This window comes from Bacillus sp. 5RYD7K, from assembly GCF_059831465.1.
The window spans coordinates 2,470,711-2,492,770 of sequence record NZ_CP191200.1; the positions used below are offsets into that span (position 1 = coordinate 2,470,711).

The window sequence follows — 22,060 nt, forward strand, 5'->3', positions numbered from 1 at the left end:
ATGTCCAATCGGGATATACGCACGGCATTGATGGAAGAGCCTTTAGTCAGACAAATGGCGGAGGCGCGGGAAGTATTTTGGATCAACCCGCATAAAACCGATGATCCCGTAATACATGGCGCTGAATGGGAAAAGGAGATTGCCGAAGCGGAAGAAAGGCTGCGCCGGTTTGCGCCTTATATCGCGTCGGCTTTTCCGGAGACGGAAGAGGCGGGGGGGTCTCATTGAATCTCCGCTTGTCTTGATTAATGAAATGAAGAAGCGTCTGGAACACAGCGCCGCTCAGGCTTTTCCCGGACGCCTGCTTTTGAAATGCGACCATCAACTTCCGATTTCCGGTTCCATTAAAGCGCGCGGCGGGATTTACGAAGTGCTGAAGCATGCCGAAAATCTCGCGGTAAAAGCGGGAATGCTCTCAGCAGACGACGATTACAGCATATTGACTGAGGAACGGTTTACCGCTTTTTTCTCGAAATATTCTATAGCCGTCGGTTCTACGGGCAATTTAGGTTTGAGTATCGGCATAATCGGCGCGAAGCTCGGTTTTTGTGTGACCGTGCATATGTCGAGTGACGCCAAGCAGTGGAAAAAAGAGCTGCTCCGGGAAAAAGGGGTTCTGGTCATCGAATACGAAGCAGACTACAGTCTGGCTGTCAAAGAAGGGCGCATTCAGGCGGAGCAGGACCCTTATTGTTATTTTATTGATGATGAGCATTCCCGGGATCTGTTTTTAGGGTATGCAGTTGCGGGAAGCCGTGTAAAAAAGCAGCTGGATCAAATGAACATTAAGCCTGCTGCAGATGAGCCGCTTTTCGTCTATCTGCCGTGCGGGGTCGGAGGAGGACCGGGCGGCGTCGCGCTCGCGCTAAAGCTGATCTATGGCGAACATGTCCATATTTTTTTCGGTGAGCCGACGCATTCACCGTGTATGCTGTTAGGCCTGTTTTCCGGCTTGCATGACGGAATCAGCGTGCAGGATATCGGTCTTGATAATCAAACGGCCGCCGACGGACTTGCGGTGGGAAGGCCGTCCGGACTGGCCGGCCCTCTGATGGAACCTATACTCAGCGGCTGTTATACCGCCGATGACGGCACGCTTTTTTCGCTGCTCTATCAATTAAGAGCCGCCGAGAATAAGAGCCTTGAGCCTTCTGCCCTCGCCGGCATGGCAGGAGCTGTCAAGTTCGTTCAGACTGAAGCGGGAAACCGTTACATAAAAGAGCGGGGGCTTGAGATGGAAAATGCCGTGCACCTTGTGTGGAGCACTGGCGGGAGCATGGTTCCGGAGAAGGAAATGGAAGAGTACAGCAAGCTCGGTTCCTCATTTGCGAAAAAAATGGGCAGACAGTAGATCGGTTTTCCGTTACAATCTTTGTAAGCGTTTGTTTTTTTACCGGAAAGCCATACAGAGAGATTGGTGTGAATTGTGAAAAGTAAAGAATTGAACTTACATACATTGTACACGCAGCACAGCCGCGAGTCTTGGGCCGGATTCGGCGGTCATCTTTCCATTGCCGTTTCAGAAGAAGAAGCCAAGGCCGTAGAGGGGCTGAATGACTACCTATCGGTGGAAGAAGTAGAAACGATTTATATTCCGCTTGTGCGACTGCTCCATCTTCATGTCACGTCTGCCGCAAGACGGAATCAGCATGTCAACGTGTTTTTGAAGCATCCGCATTCAGCGAAAATCCCGTTTATCATCGGAATCGCGGGCAGCGTCGCCGTCGGTAAAAGCACTACCGCAAGAATTTTGCAAAAGCTTCTTTCCCGTCTGCCTGACAGGCCGAAGGTGAGCCTGGTGACAACGGACGGTTTCTTGTATCCGACGGCGGAATTAAAAAGGAAAAACCTTCTGTCCAGAAAGGGATTCCCGGAAAGTTACGACGTGAAAGCGCTGCTAGAGTTTCTGAATGATATAAAGTCAGGGAAAGAGAGAGTGGAGGCGCCCGTATATTCCCATCTTACCTATGACAGGGAAGAGGGCGCCGTCGAAGTGGTCGAAGGTGCGGATATCGTTATTATCGAAGGAATCAACGTCTTGCAGTCGCCGACCTTAGAGGACGACAGGGAAGATCCGCGGATTTTTGTATCGGATTTCTTTGATTTTTCAATTTATGTGGATGCCGAAGAAAGCCGGATTTTTACGTGGTATTTGGAGCGTTTCCGTCTTTTGAGGGAAACCGCTTTTCAGGACCCGGCCTCTTATTTTCATAAATTTAAGGATTTATCTGATGCAGAAGCGGATACCATGGCCGCCTCCATTTGGGAGAGCGTCAACCGTCCGAATCTGTATGAAAATATTCTGCCGACAAAATTCAGGTCGGATTTGATTTTGAGAAAAGGTGACGGCCATAAAGTTGAAGAGGTGCTGGTAAGGCGTGTGTGATGTGAGGAGGAAGCGAATATGATGATGCATCATATTGAATTGTATGTATCTGACTTGAAAGCCTCCGCCCGGTTTTGGGGATGGTTTTTAGGTGAGCTCGGTTATAGGGAATTTCAAAATTGGGACTCCGGCATCAGCTGGAAAAACGCAGGATTTTATGTTGTGCTTGTCCAGACAAAGGAGCGTTTTTTAACACCGGAGTACCACAGATGCCGGGTCGGGCTGAACCATCTGGCTTTTCATGCCGCATCAAGAGAGCAGGTTGACGAGATGACGGAAAAGCTGCTTGCCAGAGGATGCCCCGTGCTTTACAGGGATCGCCATCCATATGCAGGCGGAAGCACGCATTACGCCGTATTCACAGAAGACCCGGATCGGATAAAGGTAGAGCTGGCTGCTCCTGCCTCTGATTCTGAATGAACTATGCCTTTTCGTTTTTTTCTTCGCGCAGCGCGTCGAGTTTCTTTTCGATTCTGTCCAATTGTATGCGGCGCTTGTTCAAGCTTCTGAATACATATATCACGGCAAACAGGAAAACCGCGGCTGCGGCGAATGAAATCAATTGAAAAATGACATCACCGATGTTCATCTTTTTACCTCCGTGTGCGGCGGGCTTCCTCAGCCCGTCGTTTTTCATTTTAGTGTCTCTCTAGCCTTGTTTTTTTCTCAGTATGAACAGTTTCTGCATGTGGCTTATGATCACCTTTGCAACCGCATATCCCGGAATGGCCAGCAGCATCCCGGCAATTCCTGAGAATTTGCCGGCGGCAAGCAGAAGAAAAATAATGGTCAGCGGGTGAATGTCCAGCTTCCGGCCCATAATTTGCGGGGAAATCAGCTGGCTTTCAAGCTGCTGGACAATGACGACAACCGTAATCACAAGCACCGCCTGCGTCGGTGAATCGAACAATCCGACAATGACTCCGGGAAATGTGCCGATCCAAGGTCCGATAAACGGAATCAGGTTTGTCACCATGGCGAACGCGCCCAGAACGAGCGGATAATCGAGCCCGATTATGAAATAGCCGATCGTGACGAGAACGCCGACACAGAAGCTGACGAGCAGCTGCCCTTGTATGTATGAACTGAGAGCCTCATCCATGTCTCGAAGGATTTGTTTTCCTTCCTTTTGATGTTTTTCCGGAAGAAGCCGGAGCAGCCGCCGGGGCGCTTTATTTCCTTCTTTTAACATATAATACAGCGCAAACGGAATAATGGCGGCGGTGATGGCGGCATTGGCAGCCGCACCGGCCAGGCTGCTGAGAGAATCAGCGATTGAACCGGAATAATTTGCGGCTTTGTCTGCTAATTTTTTGAAGGAATCCTCATGCTGAAGCCGGGAAAACCATTTACTGTCCTGGAGATGCCCGATCCAATTTTCAGCTTTTGCGGAAAGCTCGGGAATGTGATCTGTGAAGGCTGTAAACTGTTTTTGAACGGCAGGGCCCGCCGTGTAAAGGAAGAGGACAAAAAGGCCGGCTGTTCCCGCATAAATCGCTAAAATCGCGATTCCTTCGGGCAGCTTTAATTTCGCATGCAGCACTGTGACGAGCGGGCGGCACAAATAGTAAAGGACGCCCGATAATACAATGGGCGGAAACAAGGTTTTAACCGTAATCACAACAGGCTGGAACAAAAAGTCTATTAATGTTCCGAGATAAATGATGAGAAATAACAGCAGAACGGCATAGCCGATCTTGAAATAAGGCCCGACAGGCATATTCTGCACCACGCAATCTTTAAGGGTTTACTCTCGATCGTTTCCCTTATCGCCCGGCGCATAAACGTCCGTGTCAGGAGAACTGCCCCTGATTGGTGACGTAATCGTAGATAATATCTTCTACATGGGCATGGAGGTCCTCATCGGGTTCTTCGTTCCTTCTTTCTTCCAAAGCTTTTTTCAAACTCTGTTTTTCATAGGGGCTCAGCGGATCTGTCGACACATTCCGTCCATACTGGCGGAGGGCCTGTCCCAGCATTTTTTCTATAAATTGATCCATCGTATATTCTCCTATTCTTATCATTCATCTTTATTCTACTAAATATCATGTGATCCTCCCACTCTTCTATCATATTTTCTGTCAGGACGATTTAGGCTCTTTTATTCCAGTTCAGCTGAGAGAATAAGATGAAACGGCAGGGTTAACGCATCTTCATCGTTTATGATTTTTAAACGTTTTTCGTCATGCTTCACTTGTTTTACCCATCCCCAAAACCGGCGGGGGCCGTGTGCGGAAGCGTAGGTGACTGAGATGGCCCTGTCTTCTTCAATCGACGCCGCGATGATGCGGTTCATGTCGTTCATTTGCTCTTCGCTCAGTTCCGGCGGCCGGAATTCCCGTTCTTTTCGTTTCTTTGCAAGCAGCTGCTCCCGATGTTCGGGGAGCATCATCCGGCTTGATTCCCACATGACATTATACCCGGGTGTTAATTTGTTCGGATTCATGTATATCACCTCAATTATTTGTAATGCCCGCCGATTTTTTCAGCCCGGTGAAAGGCTTGGCCGGCCTCTGTCAGCGACGCGGCATGGAGCAGCGACGCCGGGCCGTACCGTTCATGGATATCATCCAATACTTTGCCGAGACTGATCTTTTTTTCCTGGGCATCGAACAGGCTCAGCTGAACATAATCACAGGGCTCCAGCTGGGAAAGGGAGACGCCGGCGCTGCGGACGGGCTCCCCGTTCCAATGCTCTTTAAAGAGCTTGACCGCCGTTTTAAAAATATCCATTCCGAAATTGGTCGGAGAGACGAGCTTTCTCTGTCTGTGAAAACCTGAAGGGAAATCAAAATCGGCGCCCCTGATGCTGACTGAAACCATATGGCCGATGTATTGTTTAAAACGGGCGCGGCGGGCCACTTCTTCGCTTAACTCCAGCAATACGACTTTGATATCCTCAAAGCGGCTGTAGTCTCTCGGAAGGGTCATGTTATGGCCGATCGCTTTTTGCCGGCTGTGCGTGTTGACGGTGACCGGAGAGGGATCGATGCCGCGGGCTGTCCGCTGAAGCAATTCGCCATTAATGCCCCAGCGCTTTTTCAGCAGTTCGGGAGGATGCCCGGCAAGCCCGCCGATTGTGCTGATGCCCATCCGCCTTAAATGATGCTCCATCCGTTTTCCGATGCCGAATAATTTTCCGACCGGCAGCGGCCACAGATCCTGCCTGATATTTGACATATCCAATCTGTGAATGCCGGATGCGTTTTTTTTGGCAAAATGGTCGCAAGCCATTTTCGCAAGCGCCTTATTCGGCCCGATGCCGACACGGGCATAAATACCGAATTCACGCATAATCGCTTGTTGAATGTTTTTGGCGATTGTAAAAGGATCACCGAACAGCCGCCTGCTCCCGGTCACGTCGAGAAACTGCTCATCGATGGAGTAGGGTTCTACAAGATCGGTATACCGCTCGAACAGCTCGGTAATCATAACGGAGACATCAATATACCGCTGCATCCGCGGACGGACGATAACGGCGTCTGGACATTTGGCCTGCGCTTCCCCCAGCCGTTCAGCGTTTTTTACGCCGTATCGTTTGGCGAGCGGACAAGCCGCAAGCACGACGCCGCTGCGTCTTTCGGGATCTCCCGAGACAATGACGGGCCGGTTTTTAAGATGAGGCGCTTCCGCTTTTTCCACAGACGCATAAAACGATTGCATATCAACAAGAAGAATATCAGCCATAAAAAAACCTCCGGGAACGTTTGTTCTGTTTTTTATTTTACCCGAACAATGACCGCGTTCATACTGGTAAATCATTCCCCGGTTGGAAGACGGGCTGATTCGTCCGCTTGAAAAGAAATCATTTACAATTGCAAACAACCCACATATAATTTTTTATATTCCAATGAAAGAAGCTGACATTCATTTTGCCGGACGAAAAGGAGAGTCAATCGATTATGGATATTCGAACAATTACCTCTGAAGACTATGAAATGGTTACGTCTGTTTTGAATGAATGGTGGGGCGGCAGGCAGATGAAAGACAAACTGCCGCGCTTGTTTTTTGAACATTTTCAGGACACAAGCTTTATTACGTTCGGGCCGGAGGGAATGACCGGTTTTTTAATCGGGTTTCAGTCACAATCAGACCCTGAGACGGCATATATTCATTTTTCCGGTGTGCATCCGGATTTCAGAAAAATGCAAATTGGAAAACAGCTCTATGACCGATTTATGGAGACGGTGAAAGAAAGGGGCTGCACAAAAGTCAATTGCGTGACGGCGCCTGTCAATAAAGTATCAATCGCCTATCATACAAAGTTAGGCTTTGAAGCTGAAAAAGGAACCAAGACCGTAAACGGAATCCCTGTTTTTGCGAATTATGACGGTCCGGGCCAGGATCGGATTCTGTTTGTGAAATACATATAGAGGAGGCCGAAAATGGGTTTTTTAGCTGACACGCCCAACCCGCCTTATGATGCGGTCATTTTTTCATCAGAAGGACAGCCGGGTTTTTTAGGAGCGGAAAGCGTTCGCGAAAAAACGGCTGCGGCATCACGGTTTCCTGCTGGGACAGCATGGATGCGATTAAACGGTGGAAAGACCGGGCGGCAAAACAAAAAGGAAAAAGCGCCTGGAATGAAGCGTACGCGGTCCGCATGACGAGGACGGAGCCGCAGCGGATGTTTGCGTCAAAAGGAGCGGAAGATTGATTGCATTTTTACAGCATAAAGAAGAACAGACGGCACGGGAAATTGCGGCGGTTCAGCGCTGCTCTTATCAAAAAGAAGCCGAGCTGATCGGCTTTTTCGGCATTCCCGGGCTGCATGAAACAGCCGAAGACATACAGCGGTCCCAGGAGACGTTTGCCGGTTTCAGAGTAAAAGATCGGCTCGCAGGCGTCATTTCGTATGAAAAAAAGGGATATGATCTTGTCATATGCCGGCTGACGGTGCACCCGTCCGGCTTTCGGAAAGGAATCGGACGGGCGCTCATTCAATTTGTGTTAGACGAGAACCGGGACGCCCAAAAAATAGAGACGGCTACCGCCAGCCAAAACGTTCCGGCAGTCTCTCTCTATTTAAAAGCAGGGTTCACGGAAGCCGGACAGACTGAGACGCCGGAAGGGCTGACTCTCTCATTTTTTCATCTTTATCCGAAGAGAAAAGCGGAAGTGATTCCGCATCAGCCGGAATGGAAAGAGATGTTTGAAAGAGAAAAGGCGGATTTGATCCGAATCTTCGGCCGCGCACTCCATTCGGTCAGCCACATCGGCAGCACCTCCATCCCCGGGATGGCCGCAAAACCCGTCATCGATATACTGGCGGAGGTCAAAGATATTTCGGATGCTGACCGATTCAGTCCGCAGTTGGAAGCACTCGGCTATGAGGCGAAAGGGGAAAACGGGATAGAAGGCCGGCGTTTCTTTCAAAAAGGCGGCAACAGGCGCACACACCACGTTCACATATACGAAACAGGCCATCCGGACGCGGGGCGTCATCTGCTGTTCCGGGATTACCTCACCGCAAAGCCTGAAAAAGCGGCTCAATACATGAAGCTGAAAAAGCGGCTCGCTGAGACATACCCGTACGATATGGCAAAGTATATTGAAGGGAAAAAGGACTGGATCAAGGCGGCTGAACAAGAGGCAAAGGACTAAGGAGAGCGGGCTGCTGTAAAGAAAGCAGAAACAATGCATACAGCGGTCCGGTATGCTACAATGGCGAAAATGAAAAACGGAGGATCACCTATGCAAATACATGTGACGGATGCGGCGAAACACACGCTTTTGCAGGCAATGGACGCCAACCCGGAGAAAAAAGCGCAGCTCCGCTATGACGCAGAAGGCTGCGGGTGCGCGGTCAGCGGCGTGCCGGCCATCTGGCTGGCGGACGAATTAACGGGACAATGCGAACGCATTGAAACCAACGGACTTCCGCTTTACATCCAGACTTCTCAAAAAGTGTTTTTTGACGAGGAAATGACAATCGATTACAATGAAAAGGCAAAAACGCTCGTCTTAAAAAGCCCGGCAGAAATGCTGAGCCCGAGAATGAGCATATTAGTAAAGCAGGGAGAAACTGAAAGTGAATCAAAAGCTGAAAGCCATTAAACAGACGGCACAGCATAAAACGTGGGTATCCTTTTTGAACAACAACCATCCGTACAGTCTGCTGCACTGGTCCATCGGGGGCGCTGAATCCGTACAAAAGGATGTCTGGCTGCTTCAGGATGAGATGACCTTCAAAGCGCAGGAGTTTACGACAATCGACCTCGCCATTGACTGGATCGGAGAAAATATGGACGGGATTACCGACGTTTTATGACGGGAAAGCGAAAGAACCAGTATACGTTCTTTCGCTTTTTTACGTTTGCGTTACGGTATCTAAAAAGGTTTGCACGGCTTTGCGGTAGCTCTCCGGATTTTTGGTGTACGACATGGCATGCCCGCCCGATTCGGCCAGATACAGCATCTTCGGGCCGCGTTTTCTGCGGTGCAGCATTTCGGAGGAAGCGGGAGGTATATAATCATCCTCCTTACTGTGAATAAACAGAATGGGCTGCCGGATGCGGCTGATAACCGATAAAGGCGAGATATCACGGATGCGGTATCCTTCTCTCACCAGCAAAAAGAAATCAGCCAAAGGCAGCAGCGGCCACCGAGGCAGCCGGAATTCCCGCTTCAGTCTGTAGGCTAACTGATCGTGAAAACTTGCGAACGGACAGTCCGCAATATAAAAATCAGCGCCGTCTCCATTCTGATGATCTCCCGCGTATAATAAGGCCGTCACTGCTCCCATTGATTCGCCGTGGACACCGATTTGACCGCCGTCCCCGGTTTTGTTTCTCACCCAATTCACGGCTTCTTCCAAATCATCTTTTTCAAAATAACCGTAGCTCGTTGTTCGGCCGCCGCTTTTTCCGTGCCGGCGGTGGTCATACACGAGCACATTCCAGCCTAAATCCAGAAACAAATCCATGTATTTCAATGAATTAAACAAATTGACGGTAACACCGTGACAAATAATCATCGTGTTTGCCGTATGATGCGGGGCGATGTAAAAGCCTTTGATCTCATACCCGTGGCGTGACAAGATGACAGCCTCTTCTTTTTCCATGGCCTGAAAGGAATCAAATACCCCACGCCAGTCTGCCGTTTCTCTTTTCATGATGTCTTCATCCGTCTTTTTCTTCATAAACATGATCAGATTCGTAAAAGCAAATCCGGCGGCCAAAAAGACAGCGCAAGCCGAACCGAACACCGCCAGCCATTTTTTCATGCAGACACCCTCCTTTAATATGAAAAATCCTTCCCTCTGAACGTTGCCGGCCTCCGGCGCTCCATGGTACACTTGCTTCACCATTATTCAGATACGGGGGGGCATAATGATGAAAAAGCAGCTGCCTAAAGAAAAACACAGCTTAAAAGACAATCTGGAGGAAGATCTGAAGGCCAGGCTTTTGCAAATGAAAAGTGAGCTGAAGGAAGAAGACGAGAAAAAACAAGCGCAGCAAAAGGCGGAACAAATCAGAAAACGAAAAGAAAAAGAAAAAAATAAAAGCTTTGAAGAGCTGCTGAATGAAAGCAGTCTCGATTGGCACAAATATAAATAAACCGGCATCTGACAAGGTGCCGGTTTTATTATTTAAGAACGATGGGCTTCGTATACGTCCTGTTTTGTATGGTATTGCAGGGCTTTGATTTCCTGACTGCTTAAACGCCGGGCCTCTAGAGCCGAACAGTTTTCTCTCAGCTGTTCAGGCGAGCTTGCTCCGGTGATGACAGAAGCGACGGCCGGCTGTGAAAGCAAGTATTGAAGAGAAAGCTCCGTCATGCTCAGATCAGGCACGGCAGCGTTAATCGCTTTTTTGGTTTCTGCCAGTTCTTCAAAAGAATATGTTAAATAGCCGTTCTCTTTTACGCTTGCAGCCGCTTGATCGAGCGGTTTTTCCGTAAGAAGCCCTTTAGCGACCGGCCCTCTGGCGACGACGCTGATTCCGTTCTCCTCTAAAAGGGGAAGCCACTCCTCGGGACGCCGGTCCAGCAGGCTGTATTGCATCAAAACGCTTGTGATATTTGCTTTTTTTACATATTCTTTAATGACATTCGGACGAATCGAGGAAATGCCGTAATACCGGATGACACCTTCCTGTTTTAAGTCCTCGAACGCTTCGATCGTTTCATCAATCTGATCCTCCATCGTGCCGCCATGCAGCTGATAAAGGTCGATATAGTCCGTTTTCAGCCGGCGCAGACTGTTTTTGACCGCTTCTTTTATGTATCCTTTGGAAGCGTCCCAATGCCAGCCATCTTTCTCATCATTCCAGCGGTTTCCGGCTTTCGTGGCTAAAATGATGTCGTGTCTGCGGTTTTTGACGGCCTCCCCGACGATTTCCTCATTTCTGCCGAAATCATAAAGATCAGCGGTATCTAAATAATTGATTCCAAGCCCGATCGCTTCATCCAAAATAGACAGCGCCTTAGCTTTATCCGTGCCGAGCGACATACAGCCGAGCCCGATTTCGCTTATTTCTAAATCAGAACGTCCCAATTTGCGTTTTCTCATCATTTTGCTCCTTTTTATGGTCTTTTATTGACCGTAATATAAAGGCGCGAAGTTTTCAACTGTTAAGGCCCGGTGATCCAATCTCCGACATAGCGGAATGTCCGTCCGTACTCTTTCAATTTAGCCCGCACTTCCCAAGCCTTTCCGACCAATACGATGCTCTTATCCTTCCGGTACACCTTCAATCGAAAAGCACCTCCCTCTTATGCATGTATGATAAAATATATGAGGCATAATAGAGAGACAGAACGGGAGATGACATGATGAAACATTTAGAAGAAAAAACACTGGCGAAAAAAAAGCTGTATGACGGGAAAGTCATAGATCTTTACTTAGAGGATGTAGAGCTCCCGAACGGAAAAACAAGCAAGCGGGAAATCGTCAAACATCCGGGAGCGGTGGCTGTGCTTGCGGTGACCGAAGAAGGAAAAATCATTTTGGTGAACCAGTTCAGAAAGCCGCTGGAACGGACAATCGTTGAAATTCCGGCCGGCAAGCTGGAAAAAGGAGAAGAGCCCGAACATACCGCTTTAAGAGAGCTCGAAGAAGAAACGGGATATACGGCGGAAACTTTGACGAAAATCACCGCTTTTTATACATCACCCGGATTTGCTGATGAAATCGTGCATCTCTTTCTTGCTGAAGGGCTTTCACCGCTTGAAGAAAAGCGCGAACTGGATGAGGATGAATTTGTCGAAGTGATGCAGGTCACGCTTGAAGAGGCCGTGAAGCTGGTTGAATCCCGCCAGGTGTATGACGCTAAAACGGCATACGCGATTCAGTATCTCCAGCTGAAAGAAGCGCTGAAGGAAAAATGATGAAAACCGTTTATGCGGATCTGCATATTCATATCGGGCGCACCTATACGGGGAGACCGGTCAAAATCACCGGGGCTAAAACATTGACGCTGCAGCGGATTTTGGAAGAAGCAAGCGAGGGGAAGGGAATTGAGCTTTTGGGCATCATCGACTGCCATTCCCCGGAAGTCATGGAAGAAATCGAGCACGGAATTGATGAAGGCAGATACCGTGAGCTGAAAGAAGGCGGCATCCGTTATCGGAATACGACGCTTCTGTTGGGCAGTGAGCTTGAAATTTATGACCACACATGCCGCGGGCCGATTCACGTTCTCGTCTTTATGCCGGCTCTTGCCGAAATGAAGATGTTTTCTGAGTGGCTCGCAAAAAGGCTTAAAAATATCCATCTCAGTTCCCAGCGCATTTACGAGACCGGTTTGAATCTTCAAAAGAAAACAAAGGAATTGGGCGGGCTGTTTATCCCCGCCCACATGTTCACCCCGCATAAAAGCCTGTACGGAAAAGGGGTTAGATCTTCTTTGACAGAAGTTTTCGACCCGGCGCTTATTGACGCGGCGGAACTCGGATTAAGCTGCGACACTGACATGGCTTCACGGTTAACGGAACTTGATCCGTATACATTTTTAACAAATTCTGATGCACATTCCTTGGGGAAAATCGGCAGAGAATATAATGAAATGCTTCTGAAGGAAGCGAACTTTACGGAATTTTCGCTGGCTCTAAAAGGGAAAGGCGGAAGAAAAATCACGGCGAATTACGGACTGAACCCGAAGCTCGGGAAGTATTACAGGACGGCTTGCGACCGCTGCGGCAGCCCGGCTGAAAAAGGAGCTTTAAAATGTACGGAATGCGGCGGGAAAACAATGACAAAAGGGGTCAGTGAACGGCTGGAGGAACTGAGCGGACCGAAAAAAAGCCGCGTGCCGCGGCCTCCGTATATTCATCAAATCCCTCTGCAGTTCATTCCCAGGGTCGGGCCGAAAACATTGGAAAAACTAAAGCGGACTTTCGGGACGGAAATGGCGATTCTTCATCAGGCAGAAGAAGAGGACTTGGCACGCGTCGTGCAGCCTAAAATAGCGGCTGTCATTCATAAAGCGCGCACCGGGCAGCTCGCCCTTGAGGCCGGAGGCGGAGGAACATACGGCCGAATCAAGCCGTAAAGCCGGTTTTAGCGGAGCTCCTCCTGCAACTTTTTTTTCGTGCGGACAAATGCAATCAATTCGATGATTTCATCCTGATTAAGCGGCTCCCCGTCAACGGTCAGTGTGCCGCGGCCTTGTGCGGCTTTTGTTAATTCGATGGTCTGGGCAAACGGCTCCGCCTTTTTTTCAGTGCGCCCCAGTAAATCGTCGCACGTCGTGTCAAACAGATCGGCAAGCGTGCCCAGCGCTTCGAATGACGGGCGCCGGTAGCCTGATTCATACCCGGCGTATGTGCTTTTTGCGATGCCGAGCCGGTCAGCCGTATATTGAAGAGACCAATTTTTCTTTTTTCTCAGTTCAGTTAAACGATCTAAATTCATATTCAAAACCGCTCCTTTTCACTTGAGCAAAATTATATCATATCGATGTGTAAAAGTGTACGCGAATTGAATAATAATCACTTGATTAATTTCATTCGTCTGTCTATAATTTGATTAAAAGTATGCGAAAAGCGAATGCTTAAACATCTTGAGAAATGATGAAGAGGTGCAGGGTATGAAAAAATTATTGCTGTTAACAACCGGAGGAACAATCGCCTCAGTCGAAGGAGAAAACGGGCTTGCACCCGGGGTAAAAGCAGACGAATTGTTAACCTACGTATCAAAACTTGATAACGATTACACGATGGAGACCCATTCGTTAATGAACATCGACAGCACCAATATGCAGCCTGAATACTGGGTCCAAATAGCTGATGCTGTCAAAGAAAAATATGACGCGTACGACGGGTTCGTCATCACGCACGGCACAGACACAATGGCTTATACATCAGCGGCGCTGTCTTATATGCTTCAGCATGCCGATAAACCGATCGTCATTACGGGTTCGCAAATCCCGATTACATTTCAAAAAACCGATGCCAAAAAAAATATCACAGACGCGATCCGCTTCGCATGTGAAGGGGTGGGCGGCGTATACGTCGTATTTGACGGCAGAGTCATTCAAGGCACCCGCGCCATTAAATTAAGAACGAAAAGCTATGACGCATTTGAGAGCATTAACTACCCATATATCGCGTTTATTACCGAAAACGGAATTGAATACAACAAACACGTGCACATGCCAAAAGATGACGCCTTTACGGTGAACACTTCACTTTGCACGGACGTGTGCCTGCTCAAGCTTCATCCGGGGCTTAAACCGGAAATGTTTGACGCGTTAAAAGGTATGTACAAAGGAATCGTCATTGAAAGCTACGGCAGCGGCGGCGTGCCGTTTGAAGGAAGAGACATTCTCGCCAAAGTCAATGAAATGATTGAAAGCGGCATTGTCGTTGTCATTACGACACAATGTCTTGAAGAAGGAGAAGACATGAGTGTCTATGAAGTCGGACGGAGAGTCAATCAAGATCTCATCATCCGTTCAAGAAATATGAACACAGAAGCCATCGTGCCGAAATTAATGTGGGCGCTCGGCCAGTCTCGCAATTTGGCCGAAGTCAAAAACATAATGGAGACACCGATCGCAGACGACGTTGTACTGTAAAAAAGACCACCATCAAAGAGAAAGTAGGGTTTTAGCATGACAAACGCGCAAAAAGAATATCGTCAGGAAAAAGATTTCCTCGGAGAAAAACAAATTGAAGCTGATGTGTATTACGGAATCCAAACGCTGCGCGCGAAAGAAAACTTTCCGATTACCGGCTACCGCATCCATGAAGAAATGATTAATGCGCTCGCCATCGTCAAAAAAGCGGCGGCGCTTGCCAATATGGATGTAAAGCGCCTCTATGAAGGAATCGGCAACGCGATTGTCCAGGCCGCAGACGAGATTCTTGAGGGTAAATGGCATGACCAATTCATCGTCGATCCGATCCAAGGGGGAGCCGGAACGTCCATGAACATGAATGCCAACGAAGTAATCGGAAACAGAGCGCTTGAAATCATGGGGCATAAAAAAGGTGAATACATTCATCTCAGCCCGAACACACACGTCAATATGTCACAATCGACAAACGACGTGTTCCCGACGGCGATTCATATTTCTACCTTAAAACTTCTGGATAAGCTCCTTGATACAATGGCGCATATGCTGAGTGTCTTTAAAGATAAAGCGAAACAATTTGATTCTGTCATTAAAATGGGGCGCACACACCTTCAGGACGCTGTGCCGATCCGTCTCGGACAGGAATTTGAAGCGTACAGCCGCGTGCTTGAGCGTGATATAAAGCGAATTAAACAATCCCGCCAGCATCTGTATGAAGTAAACATGGGAGCAACGGCTGTAGGTACGGGACTTAACGCTGATCCGCGCTACATAGAACAGGTTGTAAAGCACCTGGCTGACATCAGCGGACTGCCTCTTGTCGGCGCCGGCCATTTGGTTGATGCCACACAAAACACTGATGCTTATACGGAAGTTTCAGCCGCGTTGAAGGTATGCATGATGAATATGTCTAAAATCGCCAACGATCTGCGCTTAATGGCCTCAGGTCCGCGCGCGGGACTTGCGGAAATTTCACTGCCCGCCCGTCAGCCGGGATCATCCATTATGCCGGGGAAAGTCAACCCTGTAATGGCAGAGCTGATCAACCAAATCGCCTTCCAGGTCATCGGGAATGACAATACGATCTGCCTCGCTTCAGAAGCGGGCCAGCTGGAGCTTAACGTAATGGAGCCGGTGCTCGTATTTAACCTGCTTCAATCCATCAGTATTATGAACAACGGTTTCCGCTCATTTACCGATCATTGTCTGGCGGGGATTGAAGCCAACGAAAAACGCCTGAAGCAATACGTGGAAAAAAGCGTCGGCATCATTACAGCGGTCAACCCGCACCTTGGATATGAGGCAGCTGCGCGAATTGCCCGTGAAGCAATCATGACGGGGCAATCTGTAAGAGATCTCTGTCTCCAAAACGATGTACTGACAGAAGAAGAATTGGATATCATTTTGAATCCGTATGAAATGACAAAACCGGGGATTGCCGGAAAAGATCTTTTAGAAAAATAAATTTTGAAGCAACAACAGCCGCCTTTTCACGTTTTTCAGTGAATAGGCGGTTGCCATACAAAGGGATGAGGAAGTATAGTGTAATTTGTTATATCATTTGATGAAAGCGTTTTAGCTTTTTCTTCTAGGGGGATTTTTTTGTGAAAGAGGTCAGATTGCCAAATTTATTGGAAATTATTATCTTATTATTCGGGTTTTTAGCGCTTGTTTTGTCATTCACAGTGTTTTTAGACCTGCCGATCCAGCTTGCTCTCTTTATATCCTGGTTTATCGCTATTATTCTCGGAATCAGGCTGGGATATTCATATAAAGACTTGCAGTCCTCCATTGTCACCGGGATATCAAACGGTCTTGAAGCCATTTTGATTCTTGTTTCGGTCGGTGCGCTTATCGGGACATGGATTGCCGGCGGCGTTGTGCCGACGTTAATTTATTATGGTTTAGAGTTTATTAATCCTCATGTGTTCCTGCTTGCTACATTGGTTATTTGTTCGGTTATGTCCGTTGCGACCGGGACGTCCTGGGGAACCGTGGGAACGGCGGGAATCGCCATGATTGCCATCGGAGAGGGAATGGGCATACCGCTTCCGATCGTGGCGGGGGCCGTTTTGTCCGGCGCTTACTTCGGGGACAAGCTTTCACCGCTGTCTGACAGTACGGTGCTTGCCTCCACGCTTTCTAAGGTGGATGTGCTGTCACACGTCAGAGCGATGATGTATCTGTCCATTCCGTCCTATATCATTACGGCCATTCTTTTTACCGTAACGGGATTTATATACGGCGGAAAAAATATTGATCTTGATAAAGTGGAATTTTTAAAGTCTGCATTGCAGAAAACGTTTGATATTCATATATGGATGCTCTTCCCGGCGGTTGTCGTCGTCGTCCTTCTGATTTTGAAAAAGCCGTCTATGCCCGTCATTGTCATCGGTGCCTTGCTTGGCGCAATCTGGGCTTCTGTTTTTCAGGGAATGAATTTTGCAAGTGCCATCGCGACTGCTTACAATGGTTTTTCCATTAAAACGGACGTCGAATTTTTAAATGGCCTGTTAAACCGCGGAGGCATGACCGGCATGCTGGATACGTTGGTCGTTATCCTTTTCGGTCTCGGTTTTGGAGGAATTCTCGAGAAGCTCGGCGTATTAAAAGTGATTGTCTCAACTTTTGAGAAAAAACTGACCACACCGGGAAATGTAACGCTTTCGACGCTGATCGTCGCCCTTTTAGCAAACATTTTCGGCTGTGCGATGTATGTGTCATTGATACTGACGCCGAAAATTATGGAGAACAGTTATGATAAACTGAAACTTGACAGAAGAGTTTTATCCCGGAATGCCGAGGTGGGCGGCACGCTTACTTCAGGGATGGTGCCATGGTCTGACAACGGCATCTATATGGCCGGCATTCTCGGCGTCTCAACGTTTTCTTATCTGCCGTTCATGTGGCTCAGTTTTGTATCTATCGGACTGGCCATATTGTACGGATACACGGGTAAATTCATTTGGTACACGAAAGAAAAATCCTTGCAATCTCAAAAACTGGGTTAGGGGGTTATTTTATGATTACAAAGCATATGATTCGGACGTTAATGATAGAAACGCCGACTGTTCCCGGAAATCTGGGAAAAGTGGCAACGGCCATCGGAGTGATGGGCGGAGATATCGGAGAAGTTGAAACCGTTAAAGTCGGCCCGAACTACACCATGCGCAACATTACGGTGCAGGCTGAAAATGATGAGCAGCTGCAGGAAATCATTCAAGCCATTGAAGCTCTCGGTGAAGGCATCCGGCTTCATACCGTCTCAGATGAAGTGCTCTCTGCTCATGAAGGCGGAAAAATTCAGATGAAAAGCAAAATGCCGATCCGGACACTGGCTGAGCTTGGCCGTGTTTATACGCCGGGCGTGGCCGATGTGTGCAGACTGATCGAAAGCGAGCCTGAAAAAGCATCCATCTATACGACCATCAGCAATTCTGTCGCCATTGTCACCGACGGAACGGCGATTCTCGGTCTCGGCAACATCGGCTCTGTCGCCGGAATGCCCGTAATGGAAGGGAAGGCAGCGCTTTTTGACCAGCTGGCAGGCATCAGCGGTATTCCGATTTTGCTCGACACCTCTGATCCGGAAGAAATCATCCGCACGGTCAAACATATTTCTCCGGGATTCAGCGGAATTCTGCTTGAAGATATCGGTTCGCCTCACTGCTTTGACATTGAAGACCGCCTGAAGGAAGAATTGGACATTCCGGTTATGCACGACGACCAGCACGGCACGGCGGTCGTCACTCTCGCTGCCGCCATTTCCGCTTGTAAAAGCGCAGGTCTTGATTTAAAAGAAGCGAAAGTCGGCCAGATCGGTCTCGGCGCGGCGGGCGTCGCCATCTGCCGCATGTTTATGGCATACGGAGTCAAAGCGGTCTGCGGAACGGACAAGTCAGAAGAAGCAATGAACCGCCTCGCTCAATACGGAGGTCAGCCGCTTGAAAGCATTAAAGATTTAATGGACACGTGTGACATTGTGATCAGCACCACAGGAGTTCCGGGGCTCATTAAAAAAGAGGATGTCAGAAAAGGACAAGTCATTCTGGCTTTATCTAATCCGAAGCCGGAGATTGAACCGGAAGAGGCGCTGCAGGCCGGAGCCGCTTATGCAGCCGACGGCCGTTCAGTCAATAATGTTCTCGGCTTCCCGGGTATTTTCCGCGGCGCGCTGAACGCCAAAAGCAAGAAAATTGACCATGGAATGCTTGTGGCGGCCGCTGAAGCCATCGCTTCTTGTACGAAACACGGTGATCTTGTGCCTCAGCCTTTGGACGCGGACGTGCATCAGGCCGTATCGGCAGCTGTAGAGCGGGCCGCGGCGGGAAAATAAATAACGCTCACAGCACCGGATATGTATCCGGTGCTTTTTTTATCATGAATAGGAAGCGGAATTCTTTGGCAGGCTAACAAATAGCAAAAGACGGAATAAAGAGGTGTCAATGTGGATTATTTTCCGCTGATCCATACAAATATTTGGGATGCTGTGATCGGCGTGCCGGTCGTCTTATGCGTCACACAGCTGATCAAAGTGTTCTGCAGGGTTCCCGGCATATTCGTTCCCACGATTGCCCTTGTTGTCGGAAATATTGTGTCTATCGTTTTCGGTCACCACGAACACGTGTATGAGGGGAGCTTTATGGGATTCTTTTACGGATACGCCGCAATGGGGAGTTTTTCATCTGCCAAAACATCTATGCGCGCCTATCGGAAGAAACATGAGCCGTATTCATGAACACACCTGGATTTTTTTGTTATGATAGAGAAAAGGCAAAAAAGGAGCGATCGGCACATGGCGAAAAGCAAAGCGAAAAAAATGCGGGAGCATCTCAGAAGAAACGGGATGCGTGACGCAGTCTTATCAAGAGGGGCGTCGCCGTCCTTCAGCACGTATGAAAGAGTGACAAAAACCAAAAAAGGCAGGCTGGAGAGAATAAAGCATAAAAAAAGGAATCCCCATGATCACAAGAGTGATGGCGGGGATTCTTTTTTTTGCCGGAATCTCGGAGCCTTTCTATGATTTCTCTGTCATGTTTTCTCTTTTCTTTCATACAATCTACTAAATCAAGTCAATAGATTAGCGGGAGGAAAGCGGTATGAGGAAACAATCGTACAAAGAACTGTTTTTTCGCCATATGAAGGATCATCTGTCACTTTATATATTTGTGTTTGTCTTGTTTTTAATGGGTGTCATTTTCGGCGCGATCATTGTCAACAGCATGACAATCACACAGAAAGAAGATTTGTATTACTATTTAAGCAAATTCTTCGGACAGCTGTCTGACGGAAAACATGCCGGCGCCTCAGACATGTTTTGGCAGGCCGTCTTTCATGATGTAAAATATTTGGGGCTGATGTGGATTCTGGGTATTTCCGTAATCGGTCTCCCGGTGATTTTCATCATGGTGTTTTTGAAAGGAATCGTCGTCGGTTTTACGGTCGGATTTTTAGTGAATCAAATGGGGATGAACGGATTTTTCCTGTCTTTCATCTCGGTGCTGCCGCAAAACATTGTTCTCATTCCGGCATACCTTATCATGGGGACATGCTCTATCGCTTTTTCGCTGAAACTGATCCGGCAGCTGTTTGTCAAACGCAGCCTCCACGACACGCCGATCCAATGGTTCGGACGCTACGCCTTCGTGCTGATTCTCATCATTTTCTTCTCGGTCATCGCTTCACTGCTGGAAGCGTATGTGTCTCCGCTGTTTATGGAAAAGCTTTCATCACGGATCTTTTAGAATGATTATCACAAAATAATACTTTTATTTATCAGTTTATAATAATTATAGTTGGAACTCTGCGCGTATTTTGTTATAATGAGTCATGGAATGCGGCGTAGGAGGGAAAGACATGGAAAACCGTATTGATCGAATTAAAAAGCAGCTGCACTCGTCAAGCTACAAGCTTACGCCACAGCGTGAAGCAACGGTAAGAGTGCTGCTTGAAAATGAAGAAGACCATTTAAGCGCAGAAGATGTATACCTCCTCGTAAAAGAGAAATCTCCTGAAATTGGTCTCGCTACAGTATATCGTACATTAGAATTATTAACAGAATTAAAAGTCGTTGATAAAATTAACTTCGGGGACGGCGTATCCCGCTACGACCTTCGCAAAGAGGGCGCGGCCCACTTCCATCATCATCTGGTGTGCATGGAGTGCGGAGCCGTCGATGAAATTGAAGAAGATCTGCTTGAAGACGTTGAAGAAGTGATTGAACGTGATTGGAAATTTAAAATTAAAGATCATAGATTGACTTTTCACGGAATCTGCCACCGCTGCGGCGGGAATGAAACAGAATAAAAGCCTATGAACCTTTTCTTCCAGGAAAGGGTTTTTTGCTGTTTTTATGTATAAAAGCCTTTGAAATTGGCATAAGGTGTACTAACAGCCGCCAAAGAAAGGATCGATCGAAAGATGGGCAGATTCCTAAAAACAGCCGCGGATACGATCAAAGTGTTTATTCTGTTCACAGGTTTTACCGCGCTGTTCTATTATGCTATGATATGGGTGAATTCAGAGTATGAAAACTATCATCGGTACGATAAACCGGAAGGCTCCGCCGTCAAAGTGGCCAAAACGGAACATGAGGAGAAGGACGGCTGGTTCGGCCGGTTGATCTTTTTTTACCAAAACGGGGAGTAGATCAAGAGTGAAGGATCAAATTAAGGATTTCATCCATTATGTGAGGGTTGAAAGAGGGCTGTCCCAAAATACGATGATGTCCTATGAGCGTGATCTGAAAAGTTATTCTCTATTCTTAACTGAAACCCTTCAGATCACTTCTTGGAATGATGTGACCCGTCTTCATATTATTCAATATTTAAAGCACTTGAAGGATTCGGGGAAATCAGGGAAGACGTCTGCCAGGCATTTGGCGTCAATCCGGTCTTTTCATCAATTTCTGTTAAGGGAGAAAGCCGCGGATAAAGATCCTTCGGTACATATTGAAACACAAAAAACAGAGCGGGCCCTCCCAAAAGTGCTTGCGCTAAACGAAGTAGAGCGGTTATTGGACACGCCTAAGCTTGACAGCCCGTTCGGTCTCAGGGATAAAGCCATGCTCGAATTGCTGTATGCAACCGGCATCAGGGTCAGCGAGATGATTGAGCTGAAATTATCTGACGTTCATTTGACGATGGGATTTGTCCGCTGCTTCGGAAAAGGCCGGAAAGAGCGGATTGTGCCGATCGGTGAAGCCGCCTCCCATGCGATCGAAGCATACATCGAAAAAGCCAGAGGGAAATTATTAAAGAAAAATGTGACCGAAGCGCTTTTTCTGAATCATCACGGCAGGCAGATCAGCCGTCAGGGATTTTGGAAAAACCTGAAGAAAATCGCCCTTGAGGCAGGCATTAAAAAAGAACTGACACCGCACACGCTCCGGCACTCTTTTGCAACACACCTGCTTGAAAACGGGGCGGACCTTCGCGCCGTACAGGAGATGCTCGGACATGCCGATATTTCCACGACGCAAATTTACACGCATGTGACGAAAACAAGGCTGAAGGACGTGTACAAGCAGTATCATCCGCGCGCCTAGGAGCCGCTGGCAAAGGTGCCGCGGCTTTTTTCTGTCCGATTGGCGGAATACAGAGAAGGTTCTTATTATTTGAATAGGCATTGTCAACAAGAATGTAAACGGTTTATA

Annotated in this window: 28 protein-coding genes and 2 pseudogenes; 21 read left to right on the forward strand and 9 right to left on the reverse strand. The window is 48.0% G+C overall.

The genetic code is table 11. The features are described from left to right. The 3 genes and pseudogenes from dsdA (at nucleotide 1) to ACQE26_RS12300 (ending at nucleotide 2,806) form a co-directional block, all read left to right on the forward strand. A pseudogene (gene dsdA / locus ACQE26_RS12290) lies at nucleotides 1-1,351 on the forward strand (D-serine ammonia-lyase). A 75-nt stretch (nucleotides 1,352-1,426) separates the two neighbouring features. Continuing rightward, on the forward strand, nucleotides 1,427-2,386 hold the full coding sequence (coaA, locus tag ACQE26_RS12295) for a type I pantothenate kinase (protein WP_003153290.1): 960 nt from the start codon (nucleotides 1,427-1,429) through the stop codon (nucleotides 2,384-2,386). A 24-nt stretch (nucleotides 2,387-2,410) separates the two neighbouring features. Beyond that, nucleotides 2,411-2,806 carry a VOC family protein gene (locus ACQE26_RS12300; protein ID WP_500471490.1) on the forward strand — a complete coding sequence of 132 codons (396 nt, stop codon included), beginning with the start codon at nucleotides 2,411-2,413 and terminating at the stop codon, nucleotides 2,804-2,806. 1 nt (nucleotide 2,807) lies between these two features. Here ACQE26_RS12300 and ACQE26_RS12305 read toward each other — a convergent pair whose 3' ends face one another. The 5 genes from ACQE26_RS12305 to ACQE26_RS12325 form a co-directional block, all read right to left on the reverse strand. Then, entirely contained in the window at nucleotides 2,808-2,975 is a 168-nt protein-coding gene (locus tag ACQE26_RS12305) for a DUF4083 family protein (RefSeq protein WP_101605606.1), read from the reverse strand. A 60-nt stretch (nucleotides 2,976-3,035) separates the two neighbouring features. Next, on the reverse strand, nucleotides 3,036-4,106 hold the full coding sequence (locus tag ACQE26_RS12310; RefSeq protein WP_500471491.1) for an AI-2E family transporter: 1,071 nt from the start codon (nucleotides 4,104-4,106) through the stop codon (nucleotides 3,036-3,038). Between the two features lie 73 nt (nucleotides 4,107-4,179). Further along, nucleotides 4,180-4,386 carry a YqzH family protein gene (locus ACQE26_RS12315; protein WP_003153294.1) on the reverse strand — a complete coding sequence of 69 codons (207 nt, stop codon included), beginning with the start codon at nucleotides 4,384-4,386 and terminating at the stop codon, nucleotides 4,180-4,182. Nucleotides 4,387-4,487: 101 nt separating this feature from the next. Beyond that, a complete protein-coding gene (locus tag ACQE26_RS12320) occupies nucleotides 4,488-4,832 on the reverse strand; it encodes a YolD-like family protein (protein ID WP_060964844.1) in 345 nt (114 codons plus the stop codon). 14 nt (nucleotides 4,833-4,846) lie between these two features. Next, nucleotides 4,847-6,073, reverse strand: coding sequence for a DNA polymerase IV (locus tag ACQE26_RS12325; RefSeq protein ID WP_500469574.1), 1,227 nt, complete (start codon nucleotides 6,071-6,073; stop codon nucleotides 4,847-4,849). Nucleotides 6,074-6,288: 215 nt separating this feature from the next. Between ACQE26_RS12325 and ACQE26_RS12330 the strand changes: the two genes are divergently transcribed. The 5 genes and pseudogenes from ACQE26_RS12330 (at nucleotide 6,289) to ACQE26_RS12350 (ending at nucleotide 8,657) form a co-directional block, all read left to right on the forward strand. After that, entirely contained in the window at nucleotides 6,289-6,759 is a 471-nt protein-coding gene (locus ACQE26_RS12330; protein WP_060964846.1) for a GNAT family N-acetyltransferase, read from the forward strand. Nucleotides 6,760-6,771: 12 nt separating this feature from the next. Continuing rightward, nucleotides 6,772-7,043 (forward strand): annotated as a pseudogene (locus ACQE26_RS12335) (antibiotic biosynthesis monooxygenase family protein). After that, entirely contained in the window at nucleotides 7,040-7,990 is a 951-nt protein-coding gene (locus ACQE26_RS12340; protein WP_500469576.1) for a GNAT family N-acetyltransferase, read from the forward strand. Before ACQE26_RS12335 ends, ACQE26_RS12340 begins: the two are co-directional and overlap by 4 nt. 90 nt (nucleotides 7,991-8,080) lie before the next feature. Beyond that, the gene (locus ACQE26_RS12345) at nucleotides 8,081-8,443 is read left to right on the forward strand and encodes an iron-sulfur cluster biosynthesis family protein (protein ID WP_047475681.1); all 363 of its coding nucleotides are present in this window, start codon (nucleotides 8,081-8,083) and stop codon (nucleotides 8,441-8,443) included. After that, nucleotides 8,418-8,657, forward strand: coding sequence for a DUF2552 family protein (locus tag ACQE26_RS12350; protein WP_003153307.1), 240 nt, complete (start codon nucleotides 8,418-8,420; stop codon nucleotides 8,655-8,657). Before ACQE26_RS12345 ends, ACQE26_RS12350 begins: the two co-directional genes overlap by 26 nt. Nucleotides 8,658-8,696: 39 nt before the next feature. Here ACQE26_RS12350 and ACQE26_RS12355 read toward each other — a convergent pair whose 3' ends face one another. After that, nucleotides 8,697-9,611 (reverse strand): alpha/beta hydrolase, encoded by a 915-nt coding sequence (locus ACQE26_RS12355; protein ID WP_500469579.1) that lies wholly within the window; start codon nucleotides 9,609-9,611, stop codon nucleotides 8,697-8,699. Nucleotides 9,612-9,720: 109 nt separating this feature from the next. Here ACQE26_RS12355 and ACQE26_RS12360 point away from each other — a divergent pair, with 109 nt between their 5' ends. After that, nucleotides 9,721-9,945 (forward strand): YqkE family protein, encoded by a 225-nt coding sequence (locus ACQE26_RS12360; RefSeq protein ID WP_016939176.1) that lies wholly within the window; start codon nucleotides 9,721-9,723, stop codon nucleotides 9,943-9,945. A 32-nt stretch (nucleotides 9,946-9,977) separates the two neighbouring features. Here the strand turns inward: ACQE26_RS12360 and ACQE26_RS12365 are convergent, their stop codons facing one another. Next, nucleotides 9,978-10,898, reverse strand: coding sequence for an aldo/keto reductase (locus ACQE26_RS12365; protein WP_500469581.1), 921 nt, complete (start codon nucleotides 10,896-10,898; stop codon nucleotides 9,978-9,980). A gap of 62 nt (nucleotides 10,899-10,960) precedes the next feature. Next, nucleotides 10,961-11,083: a Z-ring formation inhibitor MciZ gene (gene mciZ / locus ACQE26_RS12370; RefSeq protein ID WP_003153315.1), complete on the reverse strand. Its 123-nt coding sequence runs from the start codon at nucleotides 11,081-11,083 to the stop codon at nucleotides 10,961-10,963. 78 nt (nucleotides 11,084-11,161) lie between these two features. Here mciZ and ACQE26_RS12375 point away from each other — a divergent pair, with 78 nt between their 5' ends. Next, nucleotides 11,162-11,716, forward strand: coding sequence for an NUDIX hydrolase (locus ACQE26_RS12375; RefSeq protein ID WP_500469583.1), 555 nt, complete (start codon nucleotides 11,162-11,164; stop codon nucleotides 11,714-11,716). Beyond that, entirely contained in the window at nucleotides 11,716-12,879 is a 1,164-nt protein-coding gene (locus ACQE26_RS12380) for a TIGR00375 family protein (protein ID WP_500469584.1), read from the forward strand. Before ACQE26_RS12375 ends, ACQE26_RS12380 begins: the two co-directional genes overlap by 1 nt. Before the next feature lie 8 nt (nucleotides 12,880-12,887). On the opposite strand, the gene ACQE26_RS12385 is transcribed toward ACQE26_RS12380, so the two are convergent. Then, on the reverse strand, nucleotides 12,888-13,241 hold the full coding sequence (locus ACQE26_RS12385; RefSeq protein WP_500469586.1) for a helix-turn-helix domain-containing protein: 354 nt from the start codon (nucleotides 13,239-13,241) through the stop codon (nucleotides 12,888-12,890). A 175-nt stretch (nucleotides 13,242-13,416) separates the two neighbouring features. On the opposite strand from ACQE26_RS12385, the gene ACQE26_RS12390 reads away from it, so the two are divergent. The 10 genes from ACQE26_RS12390 (at nucleotide 13,417) to xerD (ending at nucleotide 21,952) form a co-directional block, all read left to right on the forward strand. Beyond that, a complete protein-coding gene (locus ACQE26_RS12390) occupies nucleotides 13,417-14,406 on the forward strand; it encodes a type I asparaginase (protein WP_500469587.1) in 990 nt (329 codons plus the stop codon). Between the two features lie 36 nt (nucleotides 14,407-14,442). Next, a complete protein-coding gene (gene aspA, locus ACQE26_RS12395; RefSeq protein WP_500469589.1) occupies nucleotides 14,443-15,870 on the forward strand; it encodes an aspartate ammonia-lyase in 1,428 nt (475 codons plus the stop codon). 140 nt (nucleotides 15,871-16,010) lie between these two features. After that, entirely contained in the window at nucleotides 16,011-17,417 is a 1,407-nt protein-coding gene (gene nhaC, locus ACQE26_RS12400) for a Na+/H+ antiporter NhaC (RefSeq protein WP_500469591.1), read from the forward strand. Nucleotides 17,418-17,428: 11 nt separating this feature from the next. After that, complete coding sequence (locus tag ACQE26_RS12405) at nucleotides 17,429-18,742, forward strand: NAD-dependent malic enzyme (protein WP_060964854.1); 1,314 nt, start codon at nucleotides 17,429-17,431, stop codon at nucleotides 18,740-18,742. Nucleotides 18,743-18,853: 111 nt separating this feature from the next. Next, nucleotides 18,854-19,144, forward strand: a complete 291-nt coding sequence (locus ACQE26_RS12410; protein WP_438420161.1) for a hypothetical protein — start codon at nucleotides 18,854-18,856, stop codon at nucleotides 19,142-19,144. A gap of 57 nt (nucleotides 19,145-19,201) precedes the next feature. Further along, complete coding sequence (brfA, locus tag ACQE26_RS12415) at nucleotides 19,202-19,429, forward strand: ribosome rescue factor BrfA (RefSeq protein ID WP_500469593.1); 228 nt, start codon at nucleotides 19,202-19,204, stop codon at nucleotides 19,427-19,429. Between the two features lie 76 nt (nucleotides 19,430-19,505). Further along, nucleotides 19,506-20,150 (forward strand): stage II sporulation protein M, encoded by a 645-nt coding sequence (spoIIM, locus tag ACQE26_RS12420; RefSeq protein ID WP_016939166.1) that lies wholly within the window; start codon nucleotides 19,506-19,508, stop codon nucleotides 20,148-20,150. Between the two features lie 112 nt (nucleotides 20,151-20,262). After that, nucleotides 20,263-20,712: a ferric iron uptake transcriptional regulator gene (gene fur, locus ACQE26_RS12425; RefSeq protein WP_016939165.1), complete on the forward strand. Its 450-nt coding sequence runs from the start codon at nucleotides 20,263-20,265 to the stop codon at nucleotides 20,710-20,712. A 114-nt stretch (nucleotides 20,713-20,826) separates the two neighbouring features. Further along, on the forward strand, nucleotides 20,827-21,054 hold the full coding sequence (locus tag ACQE26_RS12430; RefSeq protein WP_003153331.1) for a YqzK family protein: 228 nt from the start codon (nucleotides 20,827-20,829) through the stop codon (nucleotides 21,052-21,054). Between the two features lie 7 nt (nucleotides 21,055-21,061). Next, the gene (gene xerD / locus ACQE26_RS12435) at nucleotides 21,062-21,952 is read left to right on the forward strand and encodes a site-specific tyrosine recombinase XerD (protein ID WP_045925501.1); all 891 of its coding nucleotides are present in this window, start codon (nucleotides 21,062-21,064) and stop codon (nucleotides 21,950-21,952) included. Nucleotides 21,953-22,060 lie beyond the last annotated feature (108 nt).

Coding starts and splice junctions, on each gene's coding strand:
- ACQE26_RS12305 (WP_101605606.1), bottom strand. CDS start 2,975: ATGAACATCGGTGATGTCATTTTTCAATTGATTTCATTCGCCGCAGCC.
- brfA (WP_500469593.1), top strand. CDS start 19,202: ATGGCGAAAAGCAAAGCGAAAAAAATGCGGGAGCATCTCAGAAGAAAC.
- fur (WP_016939165.1), top strand. CDS start 20,263: ATGGAAAACCGTATTGATCGAATTAAAAAGCAGCTGCACTCGTCAAGC.
- ACQE26_RS12365 (WP_500469581.1), bottom strand. CDS start 10,898: ATGAGAAAACGCAAATTGGGACGTTCTGATTTAGAAATAAGCGAAATC.
- ACQE26_RS12390 (WP_500469587.1), top strand. CDS start 13,417: ATGAAAAAATTATTGCTGTTAACAACCGGAGGAACAATCGCCTCAGTC.
- aspA (WP_500469589.1), top strand. CDS start 14,443: ATGACAAACGCGCAAAAAGAATATCGTCAGGAAAAAGATTTCCTCGGA.
- ACQE26_RS12355 (WP_500469579.1), bottom strand. CDS start 9,611: ATGAAAAAATGGCTGGCGGTGTTCGGTTCGGCTTGCGCTGTCTTTTTG.
- ACQE26_RS12430 (WP_003153331.1), top strand. CDS start 20,827: ATGGGCAGATTCCTAAAAACAGCCGCGGATACGATCAAAGTGTTTATT.
- ACQE26_RS12325 (WP_500469574.1), bottom strand. CDS start 6,073: ATGGCTGATATTCTTCTTGTTGATATGCAATCGTTTTATGCGTCTGTG.
- ACQE26_RS12375 (WP_500469583.1), top strand. CDS start 11,162: ATGAAACATTTAGAAGAAAAAACACTGGCGAAAAAAAAGCTGTATGAC.
- ACQE26_RS12330 (WP_060964846.1), top strand. CDS start 6,289: ATGGATATTCGAACAATTACCTCTGAAGACTATGAAATGGTTACGTCT.
- ACQE26_RS12360 (WP_016939176.1), top strand. CDS start 9,721: ATGAAAAAGCAGCTGCCTAAAGAAAAACACAGCTTAAAAGACAATCTG.
- ACQE26_RS12315 (WP_003153294.1), bottom strand. CDS start 4,386: ATGGATCAATTTATAGAAAAAATGCTGGGACAGGCCCTCCGCCAGTAT.
- spoIIM (WP_016939166.1), top strand. CDS start 19,506: ATGAGGAAACAATCGTACAAAGAACTGTTTTTTCGCCATATGAAGGAT.
- ACQE26_RS12310 (WP_500471491.1), bottom strand. CDS start 4,106: ATGCCTGTCGGGCCTTATTTCAAGATCGGCTATGCCGTTCTGCTGTTA.
- ACQE26_RS12345 (WP_047475681.1), top strand. CDS start 8,081: ATGCAAATACATGTGACGGATGCGGCGAAACACACGCTTTTGCAGGCA.
- ACQE26_RS12380 (WP_500469584.1), top strand. CDS start 11,716: ATGAAAACCGTTTATGCGGATCTGCATATTCATATCGGGCGCACCTAT.
- ACQE26_RS12300 (WP_500471490.1), top strand. CDS start 2,411: ATGCATCATATTGAATTGTATGTATCTGACTTGAAAGCCTCCGCCCGG.
- ACQE26_RS12405 (WP_060964854.1), top strand. CDS start 17,429: ATGATTACAAAGCATATGATTCGGACGTTAATGATAGAAACGCCGACT.
- ACQE26_RS12320 (WP_060964844.1), bottom strand. CDS start 4,832: ATGAATCCGAACAAATTAACACCCGGGTATAATGTCATGTGGGAATCA.
- ACQE26_RS12385 (WP_500469586.1), bottom strand. CDS start 13,241: ATGAATTTAGATCGTTTAACTGAACTGAGAAAAAAGAAAAATTGGTCT.